Raw genomic sequence first — 15,198 nt, forward strand, 5'->3', positions numbered from 1 at the left:
TCTAGATATTCCTCCACACACTTCATCGCGCAGAAGCAGTCTAATTTTGGAACTAAGTTCTTCTGCATTGTCTTGTCGACCCAGGGCAAGAATGTTGGCCAATTGGCCAGCCCCATAATGTTTGTGCGGGCTATACGCCGTTGTGAAATAGGGGCGAAAATGATCAGTCAATTCCATAGAATACTGAAAGTACCCGAAGCCTTGCTTGTACAGATCGCTCGCCATTGCAAGCAGTTTGCTATCAATAACGTATCTCTTGATACGCTCTACTTTAGGGGGCTAGGACAGTTCGAGAGATGGCACGAGTGTTGAAGCCCAAGTTGAACTCGACCGAGGTGATCGAAGCTCTGACCGATCTCTTCATCCCGAGAGGGCCGCAGGCATATATGCGAAGCGATAATGGACCGGAGTTCGTCGCCAAAGCGGTTCGAACTTGGATCGGAGCTATAAGGGCCAAGACAGCCTTCATCTAGCCGGGGCAGTCCTTAGGAGAGTGGCAAAGTTGAGAGTTTCAACGCTCGGTTCAGAGATAAACTTTTAAACCGGGAAGCCTTCTACTCATTGAAAGAAGAGCAAGTCATCATAGAAAGTTGGAGAAAGCGCTGCAACGCCAAGAGACCACACAGCGCATTAGGTTACCGTCCGCCGGCACCTGAATCCATTGCCCCGATGGACCAGAGAGCAGTCATGCATTAACAATCAAACTGAACCAGTCAAATCGGTCCAACCACCCGAGCTACGGGTTAGAACACTCTCCAGATCCTCCCGCTCAAAGACATTTAGACTCGTGCGTCTGGAGCAATTGACAATGCGTACACCTAATTTCTCTGCTTCCAAGCGGGCCTTTGCATAGGAAACCTCCAGAACATGCAAATTTGGCGAGTGCCATTTTTCCCCCGGAGGACGATACAGCGGGTGAAAATGGTTCTGCTCTCCGTCGCTGATCATAACACCCTTTTCGCCCTTAGAGGCTTTACCGTCGGTGTATTGGTGGTCCAAACCCAGCAGGCAGACTTCTGTGAAGCCCAAAGCAATAGCCAATTGAATCTCGGTGTAAACAATCGTTGACCCCCAGGCGATACCAGTGGTCAGGTCTGGATTGAACTCAGGGAATTCGGGATCGTTCAGCGGGCTATCCCAATATTTGGGTGGGATCGTAGGAAAACAAACCGCGCCGTCGAATCTTTTATTGTCAGAAAACATATTAACGGGAAATAGTTTTTCGCATCCAGACAGTTTATGTATTTCATCAAGACACTGGGTGAAAACCAATTTATCTTCAACGCAATAGAAACTGGGGCGCCAGGATGTTTGATCGTAGATCAAAAAAATTTTATTGGAAGCAAAAGAAATCTCATCCTTTATCTTTTCAAGATCCGAGGCAGTAAGGCTTGGGCCATTGCCAATCACAAAACATCTTTTTCCCGCGTATTTTCCGGTTATTCTCTTTAGGTAGTCTTTATCCCGCTTGCTGACATGTGAGTAAATTCTGGCGCGATACCCGGGCACAAACGCACGCTTCAACTCCCTTTTTATTTTCCAAAGTGGAATCATGGTAAATTAGCGACCTCCAAACTGGATAACTTTTTGCGCGGCCTGTGGATCTAGTGACTGCGCGACAAAGTGAGCAAGTTTAAATAGCTCGCCCATCGAGGTACCGTAAGCAACCAAGACCGGGAAGTCCACGCGACAGCACGACCCAGTGAGTCGGGCTGGAAATACATTCGCGGTATAACCCAAGTCGTTTCAGCAGAACAAGGCTCTGCTTTTGTGGCAGCCCCGTCGGGGCGCAGGCAAGTGACAGGCCTTGGGTCATGGATCGTCTTAGGTGTCAACTCATTTCTGACTTTTCAGCTGGTCAAATGGTTGCGCCGCGCAGACCGGCGCTTGTCGATTATGATGGATTTTGCGCAGTTTTCCGCCTCTGGTCCATGCTGTTTGACTGCGTTGCCTTCACAGCCTTGCAGCAACGCGCAGTTGGCAAAGGTGTGGTTGCGCAAAGGAGGACGTTCCAGTATGACATATGCTCATCAGACCAAAAGGTTAGGCAGACCATGATGAGAAAATATCTGATGGTGGGAGCTGGACTGTCAGGTGCCGTAATCGGGCGCCATTTGGCCGAAGCCGGGCATGATATCACCATAGTCGACAGCCGTGATCACATCGGCGGAAATTGTCATACTGCCCGCGATCCTGACACCGGTATAATGCTCCATGTGTACGGCCCACACATTTTCCACACAGATGATGACGAAGTGTGGGGCTACGTAAACCAGTTTGAAGAATTCCTGCCCTTCAAAAACCGGGTCAAGACAACCTCTTGCGATCCAAGTGGCAAGCAAGGCGTTTTTTCGCTTCCAATCAACTTGCATACCATCAACCAGTTCTTTGGCAGGTCAATGCGGCCGGACGAGGCTAGGGAATTTATTCAGGAAGAACAGGCGGATAACAGCATTGATGATCCAAAGACCTTTGAAGAGCAGGCGCTGCGATTTGTGGGCAAGGATCTTTATGAAGCCTTTTTCAAAGGTTACACGATCAAGCAGTGGGGCATCCACCCCTCAGAGCTGCCGGCTTCCATCCTGAAACGTCTGCCGGTGCGTTTCAATTACGACGACAATTACTTCTTTCACAAATTCCAGGGCATGCCCAGAAACGGCTATAGCGCGATGATCCGGGCGATATTGGATCACCCCGAAATCACGGTTCACCTGAACACAAGCTTCACTCGCGCGTTGGGGGAAGGTTATGATCACGTGTTCTATTCCGGCCCGCTCGACGGGTATTTTGATTTTGAACTGGGGCGGCTGGGGTACCGGACGCTCGATTTTGAACGGTTTGACTACGACGGGGATTATCAGGGATGCGCAGTGATGAACTACGGCGAGGAAACCGTTCCTTATACTCGGATCACCGAGCACAAGCATTTCGCACCCTGGGAAGAACATAAAAGCTCTGTCTGCTACCGTGAGTTTTCGCGATCGGCAGAAGCCGGGGACATTCCGTATTATCCAATTCGGCAGGTCAGAGAGAAAGAATTGCTGAGCGCGTATGTTGGTCTAGCCAATGGTACGCGCAACGTAACATTTGTGGGCCGGTTGGGCACTTATCGCTATCTCGATATGGATGTGACAATCCGCGAGGCCTTAGATGCCGCCCGTGAATTCGAGGCCAAAGTGTCAAATGGCGAAGAAGCGCCCGCGTTTTTTGTCCAACCTGTTTAGAACTTAGAGCGTTATGGAAACTTGATACTTTATAGCGGCGGTTCGATCAGCGCGTGCTTGCGATCTAAATAATATTTTATACCGAGGTTTTTCGAGATGACTAGAAACGCAATCGTTTTTACTGCAAATACCATGCATGTGGCGCAAGCCAATTTGATGATAGATTCTTTGTTCGATCCCGAAAAAGGGAACTTTAAAGGGGATTTGTGGGTTATTTCCACTCATCTGAGTGCAGGGTGTCAAGAATATCTTGAGAGCCGTGGAATCCGGTATCTAATCAACCCGCTTAACAGTTTCAAGAATTGGAAATACCGTCGTGACATAGCGCGCTCGCAACCTGAATTCCTACGAGGGAAACTTGAAGAAGAGGATGCCTTTCTTCTGTACCGCAACAAGAGAATGAGCAAGCTGATAATCAATGACTGGGTGGAGAAGTTCGGCGGAAACTATGACGCTGTGGCGCTGTGTGATAACGATCTATATTTTCAACGAGACGTAAACGAACTGTTTCAAAGAACCACGCATTCTGATCCTGATGTCTTGTGGTATTGGCAGGAAGAAAACAGAAATTTACCAGGCACTAACCTGTGGATGAAAAATGCCCACTATTCCCGGCTTCATGCAAGCGACGGATTAGATTTTGGCCAGCATGAAATAAACATCGGATTTGTAATCTCTTCCCCCCGGACACTGCGTTCGGTTTTCCGGCGGGTCGAAGCGCTTTTCACAAGTTGCAACATCGAGCTTTTCCGGGACTGCCTCTGGCACGATCAGGATCTGGTGCGGTTGATCCGGGCCCAGGACCCGAAACTGTTCCGCTTGTTTGAGGAAGGAGACGTACTGCATCTGTGCAATGGCGGGGAAAATCTGCTGGACGAGCGTACCCCGCAAGAGTTTTTTCACAAGAAGACACAAGAAAAACCCTATGTTGTGCACTTCGCGGGCGGTGCGTGGCGGGCCTATCCGTCAATCGCACCGTCCTATCTGGTCAACCAAGACGCATACTTCTTTATGGAAGAGCAAACGGAACAGTTTGACGAAATCCGCCGTCTAACTGACTACGACCCGTTTGACGCCTCGTCGCCGTTTTACACCGAGCACAACGCAAAATCCAAAACCGCTGCACGTGCGGAATGGATGAAGCTGACGCACGACAGCGAAAAGAAGCGTATGCTGTTCTTTTCCTGGCTCGATACTGGCAGTCATCGCCCGTTACGCGGCTTATTGAAGGAGTTTCTCGACAAAAACGCCTTTGACTTGGCGGTAATCGATGGAAACATCCACGCCAATGACAATGACGGGCTCATCGCGGAGGATTTGCCCGACCTGCTTGCTCATGTGACACGTACAGTTTTCGACAATCATTTTGGCAGTCAGTTTGGATATCGACGACGCGACATCCCCGAACAGGCAATTTCCGGCGCAGTCACCGCTTTGGTCAAAGAATATGGATGTTCACAAAGAAATGCCCGTGCAGTGGCGAATGCGGCATATATTTATCTAAGCAAAGCATTGGCTTTTTACAGACCTGATGTGGTTGTCGGCTGGGGCGCATATCTGCTTTGCTCGCGAATTCTCAGGAAGATTTGCGAGCAACACGGAATCCCGTTTCTAACCATGGAACTTGGCGTTCTTCCTGAAACGCTGGCCTTTGACTGCCTTGGTCACATGGGGGAAAGCTGGGTCGCCCAGAACGTTGATGCCTTCCACGCTTTGCCCTTGGCGGATGCCGACAGGTTGGCCGCCAAAAACTATCTCGAGAAGACTCGACGTGATCGGCCATCGCGCAACGCCAAGGTCGATGTTTCGCCAGCCGTTTCGAACCAGCTTTGGAGACTAAAAAGTTCAGGGAAAAAGGTTGTCGCCTTTATCGGCAGCAATTGTGCGTTTTCCGGCCATGTGCCCTACAATAAAAACGCCCGGAAATATCATTCTCCCTTTTTCAGAGATAATGATGATGTGGTCCGCAACTTGTCCGAGGCATTTGCGGGCGATCCGGACATCCACCTTATCTACAAGCCCCATCCCATTTCGATCACGCGTGGCTTGGACCTGACAGATGAGTACCCCAATGTGACGGTCCTGAAGGACGTTAACCTTGATGACTGCCTGCAGATTGCCGATCTTGCGTTGGTCAAGGTTTCACAAGGCAATTACGAAGCACTGTTACGGGACACTCCTGTCCTGATGCTTGGGCGCAACCAGTTGAACGGGTCCGGCGCGGTTTATGAACTGAGCGGCACGGATACTCTCAGAGACGATGTTCTGAACGCGCTTCAGACCGGCTTAACATCGGCGCAAAAGACGTCATTCGAAGAGCATGTCGCGCGGCTTTTGAAGTATTATGTTTATTCCGTTTCGGGTGCAGAATTCGGCCGCCCGCAGTCGCAAGTCGCGGAAGACATTGAGGCGTTGCTAAACGCATCCGGGCCAGCGCATCTGGAAGCCGAACAGATTGCCCTGAACGCGCATAACAAGGTTGCGCAAATGGTCGAGGGAACGCCCGCTCTTTCGATCATCATGCCGGTCTTTAACGGCGAGCAATATCTGGCCGATTGTATCGGATCGATATTGTCACAGAGTTTTGGCGACTTTGAAATTCTCTGCGTGAACAATGGCTCCACCGACGGGTCGCAGGAAATACTGGACTATTTTGCCCGCCGGGACGCGCGTGTAAAACCGCTTTATCAGGAAGAACCCAACCAGCGCTCGGCTCGCAACCTTGGGGTGAAGCATGCCAAAGGCGCGTACCTACACTTCTTTGATTGCGATGACCTGTTGGTCCCCACCGCGTATGAAGAACTGCTGTCAGCGATGCAGGAAACGCAGGCTGATGTGCTGTATTTCTTTTTTGACGAGCTTTACAACGTTTCCAAGACGGGCCGGCCCAGGCATCGCGAATTTCAGAACTATTTGCCACAGCAGGGGCTCTTTGCGATGGAAGAGCAGCATAAACGCCTGTTCGCGCAATATCCCTTTCCTTGGGCAAAGGTGTTCAAGGCCGATTTCTTTCGCGAAAAGAACCTCTATTTCGATCTCGATTGCGCCAATTTCGATGATAACCCACAGAACTTGCGCACCTTGCTTTCGAGCCAGAAGATATTTGTGCTGAACAAGCCGTTTTACAAGTTTCGAATAAACCAAAACTCAATGACTCAATCGGTCAATCCTCGTGTGATCGGGATGCTGGACGCCGTCCGGCTGATGAATGAAATTTATACCAAATTCGGGCGCTACGACGAGTTCCAAAAATACTACGTTCCTTACAAAATACACCTTCTGCACTTTGCCTGGACCCGATTGCCGGAGGATTTGAAGGAGGCTTATCTAGCTGATATATCAGATCTTTTCCTTTCAGGAGACGATGAATACTTTGAACGTGACGACCTCGCGTCGATGTTCTCTTACATGTCGCCGGAAAAAATTGAATTTACACGCTCTGCTTTGCGCGGCGAGATTCCGAAGGCTGCTTCTAGGTTGCGCAATACTCCGCCAGATGGCGGTTCACGGAATACTGGCTGGATGCGCCCAAAGGCAGACAAGTTAAAAAAGCATAAACGTATCTTTAGGTCTTCGAAACGCTATGCGAGAGGACTGGCCCGTTCGTTGAAGCGTGTCTCTCGCGCTTTGCGGGGCCGTCGCAAATAAGAACCGTAGAGGCTTCTATGCCGTCCAAAACGGAGGTCTAGATACCAGACAACGCGGTGTTTCGGTCGTAAGTTTTGACAAAATCGCCAAGCTAAGTGTTAAGAGTTGTCGGACGCGAACCGTCGCAAGCCTAATAATCGCGCACGCTCGATGTTGTGTCGAACATGGGCGAGATGGTGAAGCCTGCCGAACTTATTGAGGCGCTTGGCGCGACTGACCTGGTGTTGATCATGGTTCGGGCTTCCCCCAACTGTTTGCGGGCCCTAGGCGCGACCACAGCCACCGTGAACGCTGCAAGGGTTCTACCCTATCTCAGACGCCGCGGGCGGGGGTCACAGAAGAAGCGGCTCGCGTTTTGGCGCAACAAGGTAGAGTTGCCCCGGTAAATGTCGCTCAACATGTTGCCTATGCTGAAACCGGCGCGACTGGCCAAGGGGTATCTGAAGCTACCGATGACAAGGCCGGGGCAGAGATTGCCGCCGTATGGGGTTACGTGAAAGGGATTCTGAATGTCTGAGAAGCCCGTGGCCCTTGGTGGCCTTTTGAACACCGAAAACCGTCCAACCGATACTGGCATATTGCAATGCGGGGCAGGGCAATCAATTCAGGAAAAGAAGCCTAAGCGGGAGGGTAAAAAACACCTGGCATTTGCTCTCGACGGTGAAACCTACCGCCACCTGAGAATGCACGCCGCAGAAACCGACCAAACTCACCAAGATATTTTAGAAACAGCCCTTGCGGAATACCTCAAACGCGCAAATGCCTTGCTTCGAAAATACGCCACCTTAATTGTGGGTCGTTTCGCGCAAAATACGCAAACATGCGTTCATGGCTTCCTTCCGAAACTCCCCTTTTGAGAGTTTCGGCAGCGTTGTTTTTGCCAGTCGTTACAAGGCCATCATTCCACTCATAGAAAAGTGTGGCATTCTGCTCATTTCTATCCGTCACAGATTTTATGAACCGCGATAGCTCTGTTTCAGCGCCAAAATTCTCCGAAGCCAGCCGATTTTCTTGTAGCAGTTGTTTAGCACGAAACCAGAAGCTTATCTTCGGCCTTGCTTGCGCAGCTTGATTCGTGGCAATTGGTACGAAGCACAGCATAGGACTCCAAATGTACAGAACGCACCCGCAGATTGCTGAGCAATTGAATCTTCTACATTCTTCGCTTGAAAATCAATCTATGTCAGTCGGTGGTTCCGCTCTAGTACAAGAGTCGCCAAAAACTTGAAAAACAGAGGCCGCTAGACCGATGACAAGACGGGCAATAGTCTTTACAGCCAACACTGTTCATGTCGCACAAGCGAACCTGATGATTGAATCCTTATTTGATCAGGCGCGCGGCAACTTCGATGGTGACCTCTGGGTTATCTCAACCCATCTCAGCATGAGATGCCAACAGTTCCTCGAGAGCCGCGGCATTCGGTATTTGATCAATCCGCTGATTTCACTAGGTGATTGGAAGTATCGCAGGGAAATCGCGAGAGCTCAGCCAGAGTATGTCAACGGAGTGCTCGACGAAGACGCCGCGTTCGAACTCTACCGAAACAAGCGCATGAGCAAGCTGATAATTTGCGACTGGGCGGACAAATTTGGCGACGCCTATGATCAGATGGCGCTCTGCGACAACGATCTCTATTTTCAGCGCGATGTCAACGAGTTGTTCGACAAGTGTCAGGCAGACACGTCGGCCGTCTGGTACTGGCAGGAGGAAAATGAGAACCTTCCCGGTACCAATCTATGGGTGAAGAACTTCCATTATGCACGGTTCCACGACACTTCGGATATGGATTTCGGCAAGCACGAGATCAATATCGGCTTTGTCGTTTCGACGCCGCAGCTTATCAGCAGAGTCTTTGCTCAGGTGCGCGACCTGTTCTCATCCTGCGCGATTGAACTTTTTCGTGACCACAAATGGCACGACCAGGATCTGGTGCGGGTCATCCGCGCCAAGTCGCCTGAGTTGTTCAGGTTGTTCGACGAGGGTGATGTGCTTCATTTGTGCAACGGTGGCAAGGACTTGTTGGAGGAGACGGAGTCGCAGTCTTTTTTTCACAAGAAGACCGAACAGAAGCCCTACGTCGTGCATTTCGCAGGCGGCATGTGGAAGCCCTTTGCATCGATCGCGCAGTCCTACAAGGTCGACGCGGATGCTTATTTCTTCATGGAAGAGAACTCGGTACGTTTCGACGCGCTTAGGCAGAATAGCGAATTTGACCCGTTCGAAAAGGTCTCCGTTTTTTTCAGCGAACACAACCATCGCACCCGCAATGAGGCTCGAGCACATTGGATGAAACGCCGCGAGGGCAGCGTCAAGAAAAGCATGCTCTTCTTTTCTTGGCTCGACACCGGAAGTCACGTGCCGCAGCGCAGCAAACTGTCGGATTTTCTTGGTGACGAAACCTTCGATCTCGCCATCATCGATGGCAACGTCAAACACCGTGAGCACGACGGCCTGGTGTTCGAGGATCTGCCCGATCTGCTTGCCAATGTGACGATGACCGTCCGGGACAAAAACTTCGTGCAGGCATTCGGCTTTCGGCGCGATGACATTCCAGAGGAAGCGATAACCGGGGCCATCGCGGCGTTGCAAAAGGAATATCGCTGCACCGAGCGGGCAGCGCGGGCAGTCGCCAATGCAGCGTATCTCTACCTCGCGCGCACGATTGCGTTCTACCGCCCCGATATTGTCGTCGGCTGGGGCACCTATCTTCTGGTTCCGCGAATCCTCAGGCATATATGCGCCGACTTTGGCGTTCCCATGATGACGATGGAACTCGGCGTCCTGCCGGATACGATGGCCTTCGATTGCCTCGGTCACATGGGCGAGAGCTGGGTCACGCGCCATGCCGACAAGTTCAATGCCTTGCCGCTCTCGGACAAGGATCGCACCACGGCGCAGACCTATCTCGAGCGCGTGAGAGCCGAACGCCCGTCGCGCAACCTGCCTATCGACGTCAGCGACAGCACCCGATGCCAGCTCCAGCAGCTCGGTGCGTCGAAAAAGAAGATCGTGCTTTTTGTCGGCAGCAACGATGCCTTCTCGGGGAATGTGCCTTACGGCGATGCCGCGCGCAAATTTCATTCGCCTCTCTACAAAGATAATGACGAGATCGTCAGCCATTTATCGGAAATCTTTGCCAATAACCCGGACGTTCAGATTGTCTACAAACCACATCCGATCACGATTACCCGCGGTCTGGACCTCGCCGAAGCGTATGCTGATATTGTGACGGTGTCGGACTGTAATCTCGGCGACTGCCTCGAGATCGCGGATCTAGTTATCGCCAATGTCTCGCAGGGAAGCTACGAAGCCCTGTTTCACGATAAACCGGTTCTGATGCTTGGCATGAACCAAATCAATGGTTCGGGTGCCGTCTATCAGCTCGGCGACCGAGACGGGCTTGAGAATGCGGTCCAGGATGCGCTCGCGGGAGGATATACCGACGAACAACGTGCGCGCTTCAATGACCACGTCGCGCGCGCCTTGAAATATTATCTCTACAATGTTTCAGGAAGCACCGGTGCGCGACCGCAGGACCGGGTCGCGCCAGACATGTTGTCTCTTCTTAACGGCAAAGCCGCGGAGCACCTTGCGGACGAGACTACGGCTCTTGCCGCCTACCGAAAGCCCCAGCGCTTCAAGGCCGGCAAAACCCCGCGGTTGTCGATCGTCATGCCGGTCTTTAACGGCGAAGAGCATCTTGCGGACTGCATTGGCTCGATTCTCAACCAAACCATGTCTGATTTCGAGCTGCTTTGCGTGAACAACGGCTCGAGCGACGGCTCGCAGGACATTTTAGAATATTTCGCTGCGCGCGATTCTCGAGTCAAGGTCATTTGGCAGGACGAACCCAACCAACGCGCCGCACGAAATCTCGGTGTAGAGAATGCCCGCGGCACATATCTGCAATTCTTCGACTGTGACGATCTTCTTCATCCAGACGCATACCGCCAGATTCTGGATGCGATCGAGGAATCGAAAGCCGACGTCCTTTACTACTTCTATTCCGAGATGTATTCGCGGCCTACCATCGGTGCCCCACGGTATTTCCGGTTCCGGAACTTCTTTCCCCAAGACCGTCTTTTCCGCATGAGAGAACAAGACAAGCCGCTCTTCGCTCTCTATCCGTTCCCCTGGGCCAAAGTGTTCCGGCGCGATGTCCTCGTTGAGAAGGGCCTGCTATTCGACCTCGACTGTGCGAATTTCGACGACAATCCGCAGAATCTGCGCACGCTTCTGTCCACGGACGACGTCTTCGTCCTGAACAAGTCTTTCTACCGTTTCCGCATCCACTCAAAATCTATGACACAGTCCACGAACCCAAGAGTCTACGGTATGATCGATGCGATTAGGCTCATGAACGAGATTTGCGAGGCGTCGGGGAAGTACGCGCAATTCCAGCCGTATCTTGTGCCCTACAAGATCCACCTTCTGAACTTCGCCTGGGATCGACTGCCGGACCAGATGAAGGAGGGCTTTCTTGATGCGATCCCAGACCTGATCCGGCCTGGCGACGAGCGTTACTTCAATGACGGGCCCGCGACTTCGCTCTTTCTCAATCTCAATATTGGGTCGATCGATTTCGTGCGCAATGCCGCAGCGGGTGATAAGCGAGTAGCCCGCGACCTCAAGGATCGGGCTGCCAACAAGCCCCCGATCGCGAGCGAGCAAGCGTCTTTGCCGGAGCTGCGCGAGGCCCGGGCGCAGTTGCTGACGGCGGCCTCTCGATTCGCAGCGCTTCCGGTGAACCAGCGTGCCCGGCGGGAAGCTGAGGCGCTCGCCGACGACGGCTTGCAGCTTTTTGCGCTTGCGAGGCTGTTGCGCAAATCGGGCGGTATCCGTGGCGCGAAGCTGTCGCGACTGGACAAGGCTGTGCTATCGATCCTCTACGCCATGCAATCGGGGTATTATCGCGTTTCGGGAAAACGATCCAAGTTGCGGGCGGCGGCTCGCAAAAGCATCTCTCCGGGGCCAACGCCGAATTGATACATCGGCAGCCTAGGCCCGAGCGTCGCGGCATTGAAGTCAGTACTGGGGCTTCAACCGGACAGCCACCTGCTGATGGCTGGGAACGCAGCCGATGTAGTCGAAGTCAAACGGACCGTCATTGACGAATTCTTGGAAGGCCTTGTATTCGTGTTCCTCCCAGCCGTCATAATTCAGATACTCATCGAATATTAAGATGGCGTGGTTGTCCAGATGGTTTCGCAGTGCTTCGAGTACGAATTTCGTACTCGAATAAAGGTCGCAGTCTACATGGACCAGCTGGAGCGGTGCATCCAGGGTCTCAATGAAGCCAGGAAGCGAGTCGGTGAACCAGCCCTTGACCAAGGTCACGTTCTCAGGAACTTCTGGCAACGTTTCCAACGCGAACATTCCACGCTCATATCCGGGTCGCCAATCCTCGGGTAGACCTTCGAAACTGTCAAATCCAAAAAGCCTGGTCGTGGGCGGCGAGGCGTTTGCCAGCGTCGTTATCGTTGCGCCGGAATACACACCGAACTCAAGGATAACGGGCGGATATCCGGCCTCCTGCACGCAGAATTCAAGCAATTGATCCTTTGACGGAAAGAACGGTACGTTCGGCATTTCGCGCTTGAGAAATCTCGCTGAGTCCAGCGCCGCGAAAAGGTCATTGAGCCCATCCATATCATGCGCGGTTCCGGGTCCGCGAATGGGCTGGCGTGGGAGCCGACGTTCGATTTCGAGAAGCCGCCGGCGGATCGTGGCCAGTTCTTCGAAGGCCTTGGACATTCCTTCGCGAGTCCCGGTCAGTTTGCCGTGCATGTCGGGAAAGCGTTTGTCGAGACGTGCAACGCCGTCCTGGGCTTCGGCAAGCCGCCAAGTGATCTCGGCAATCCGCCCTCGGATTGCCATTTCGATGAAGTTTCGCTCATCCAGTCGCGCCTCGATCCGGGCGATGGCGGTCAAGATTTCTTGCTCGATTGCGGATGGAGGCACGTGATCCGTGACTTGTGCGCCGGATACTGCCTGACCGGGACTACCAGGGTGCGCTTCGCGTCCCAGAAGCGCGTCCACAGCCCTGGATAGCCGACGTCTCGCACCTTCAAAAAACGTCATAGTGCCCGACTGTCAACTTGGTATGAGACGTGTCGCAACACGTCGTGTATTCAGTTCGCGTCTCGATCATCTTCCAATCGAATCCTTGTTTTGCAGCGCGGCAGTATGCCCCGTTCAGCGGCTACTAACCGTGAGGTATAACGTAGCGTGGGTGGTACCGAGGTGCCAGACCTCTGAAGAGCCTATCCGATGATAAGCAGATGTTTCAGGATGCAGGGCACGAAGACGTTATGGATGCGACCGCGTTGTATCCGGAAAAAACGCCAAGTGCTCCACCCAGCCTAACACGGGCATCTGTCTGCCCAGTCAACAAACGGTTGGCAGAGTTCGTGGATTAATCGGTTTTCGCGCAGTAGCAGCTACCACCTTTAGGAACCGGCCTGACGTCTCTGTGCGTTCGCGTTGGAATTGGAAGCAGGCTACCCCGCAGAACAGGTTTTCACTAGGCTCAGGATTCATAACCAGTATATGACGGTTGCCGCGAGTGCGATGGCTGACAGGAAGACCTTGGGGCAACGGCGTAGCGTGTCGCCACGCGCCTCCATTCCTTGAGCCTGCCGAAAATGATCTCAATCCGGTTGCGCCGTTTGTACCAGCGTTTGTCGTATTTGACCGGCGTCTTGAGTTGCTTTCGACCGGGGATGCAGGCGCGTATCCCTTTGTCTTTCAATGCATCTCGAAACCAGTCGTAGTCATAGCCGCGATCCCCGAGCAGCCAATCCACTTTTGGTATGCTGCTAAGCGGAGCCCGAGCACCGATGTAATCGCTGACTTGCCCGGCAGTGACGAACAGGTTGAGCGGGCGACCTTCACTATCACAGATAGCGTGCAGCCTTGTATTCATGCCGCCTTTGGTTCTGCCAATCAGGCGGCCACGCCCCCCTTTTTGACGCCCAAGCTGGGCGCCGTACGATGGGCCTTTAGATATGTGGCGTCGATCATGACTGTTTTCTCTTCACTGTGCTCAGCGGCCAGACCAGCCATCATTCGTGCGAAGATGCCTTTCTCGCTCCAACGCTTCCATCGGCTGTAGAGCGTTTCGTGAGGTCCGTATTCCTTGGGCGCATCTCGCCAACGCAACCCATTGCGATTGATGAAGATAATCCCGCTCAGCACCCTTCTATCATCGACCCGCGGCCTGCCGTGCGACTTCGGGAAGAAAGGGGAAAGCTTGGCCATCTGCTCGTCTGTCAGCCAATATAGGTCGTTCATGTCATCGCTCCGTTTTTGGAGTCGTGAATCGCGCAGCGCTTCGAAAATCAATGCATCCTGACCCTAGGTTAGGTTTGCGCACTTCTATTTGAGAATAACGCGCGGTTCAGCACAACCACGCACATCCAAATGGACAAGAAACGTGCTGCCGGCATGTTCAAACCACTTCGGACGATTTTCAGGCAGCTTCTGACGAGCAGTCGTCACAAAAAGCTGCCGAAAATCTTGCCCCCCAAACGCGGGGCAAGACGTGTGGCCTGTGGGAAACTCAATCGCAGACAGGAATGCACCTTTCGGGCTATAGCGCGCGACTCGGGCTGAACCCCATTGGGCGCTCCACAGGCATCCTTCGGCATCCACCACGGCACCATCCGGTTTACGTTCGGGATGGTCATCCGTGGCGCGCAAATCGACGAACATCGTCGCCTCGCCCACTGGCCAACCGTATTCGGGGTCTACCTGGATGCGCCAGATGATACGGGTTTTGGTGTCCGAAAAATACGCGCACTTTCGGCTATAGTCGAAGCAGATGGAATTCGGAGTGCTCATATTGTGCTTCACAACCTGCAATTCGCCTCCACCATGGTGGTCCGGACGCCAGCGGTAGAGCGTTCCCATGCCTGCGTCTCCGGACTTACTCATGGTGCCCAGCCAAAAGCCGCCCCACGGATCGGCCCGACCATCGTTAGAGCGCGTCAACGGATTGTCGGCTTCGATGTCGCAGAGCATTTCCTCGGACCCTGACACCAGATTGAAACGGCTCAACCCGGTTTCGCTGGCAATCAGCAGATAGTTCCAATCAATCCAACCCGCAGCGCTGACATTACGGTCGAATTGCCAGCCAAAGGATTGGGACCCTACGCGCGACAGAAGTTTCGAATCTACGATATCGAACCAGAAAAGCTGCTGGCGCTCCGGATGCCAGAGGGGGCCTTCGCCAAGAGTACAAGGGCGATCATCAAAAATTTTCGCTTGATAGGTCATAGAAGATCCAGAAATAATGCACCTCAGAGGTATTCTCGGACAGCCTGA

Annotated in this window: 7 protein-coding genes and 2 pseudogenes; 5 read left to right on the top strand and 4 right to left on the bottom strand. The window is 52.8% G+C overall.

Going from position 1 to position 15,198, the window contains the following annotated elements:
* Positions 1 to 317: 317 nt before the first annotated feature.
* A pseudogene (locus ACR0KS_RS19855) lies at positions 318 to 696 on the top strand (integrase core domain-containing protein); the annotation flags it as partial.
* A gap of 3 nt (positions 697 to 699) precedes the next feature.
* On the opposite strand, the gene ACR0KS_RS19860 reads toward ACR0KS_RS19855, so the two are convergent.
* Positions 700 to 1,554 (bottom strand): 6-hydroxymethylpterin diphosphokinase MptE-like protein, encoded by an 855-nt coding sequence (locus ACR0KS_RS19860; RefSeq protein WP_170568123.1) that lies wholly within the window; start codon positions 1,552 to 1,554, stop codon positions 700 to 702.
* 518 nt (positions 1,555 to 2,072) lie between these two features.
* Here ACR0KS_RS19860 and ACR0KS_RS19865 point away from each other — a divergent pair.
* The 4 genes from ACR0KS_RS19865 to ACR0KS_RS19880 all read left to right on the top strand — a co-directional run bounded on the left by ACR0KS_RS19865 (position 2,073) and on the right by ACR0KS_RS19880 (position 11,859).
* Complete coding sequence (locus ACR0KS_RS19865) at positions 2,073 to 3,224, top strand: UDP-galactopyranose/dTDP-fucopyranose mutase family protein (protein ID WP_480693323.1); 1,152 nt, start codon at positions 2,073 to 2,075, stop codon at positions 3,222 to 3,224.
* A gap of 96 nt (positions 3,225 to 3,320) precedes the next feature.
* Positions 3,321 to 6,872, top strand: a complete 3,552-nt coding sequence (locus ACR0KS_RS19870) for a glycosyltransferase (protein ID WP_170568122.1) — start codon at positions 3,321 to 3,323, stop codon at positions 6,870 to 6,872.
* 509 nt (positions 6,873 to 7,381) lie between these two features.
* Positions 7,382 to 7,729: a hypothetical protein gene (locus ACR0KS_RS19875; RefSeq protein WP_480693321.1), complete on the top strand. Its 348-nt coding sequence runs from the start codon at positions 7,382 to 7,384 to the stop codon at positions 7,727 to 7,729.
* Positions 7,730 to 8,181: 452 nt separating this feature from the next.
* A complete protein-coding gene (locus ACR0KS_RS19880; RefSeq protein ID WP_170568121.1) occupies positions 8,182 to 11,859 on the top strand; it encodes a glycosyltransferase in 3,678 nt (1,225 codons plus the stop codon).
* 39 nt (positions 11,860 to 11,898) lie between these two features.
* On the opposite strand, the gene ACR0KS_RS19885 is transcribed toward ACR0KS_RS19880, so the two are convergent.
* From ACR0KS_RS19885 to ACR0KS_RS19895, 3 genes and pseudogenes are all read right to left on the bottom strand, one after another.
* Positions 11,899 to 12,954 carry a class I SAM-dependent methyltransferase gene (locus tag ACR0KS_RS19885; protein ID WP_170568120.1) on the bottom strand — a complete coding sequence of 352 codons (1,056 nt, stop codon included), beginning with the start codon at positions 12,952 to 12,954 and terminating at the stop codon, positions 11,899 to 11,901.
* Positions 12,955 to 13,409: 455 nt separating this feature from the next.
* A pseudogene (locus ACR0KS_RS19890) lies at positions 13,410 to 14,166 on the bottom strand (IS5 family transposase).
* Between the two features lie 84 nt (positions 14,167 to 14,250).
* Entirely contained in the window at positions 14,251 to 15,150 is a 900-nt protein-coding gene (locus ACR0KS_RS19895; RefSeq protein WP_170568119.1) for an SMP-30/gluconolactonase/LRE family protein, read from the bottom strand.
* Positions 15,151 to 15,198: the final 48 nt, after the last annotated feature.

The organism is Ruegeria sp. BC7 (assembly GCF_056539165.1).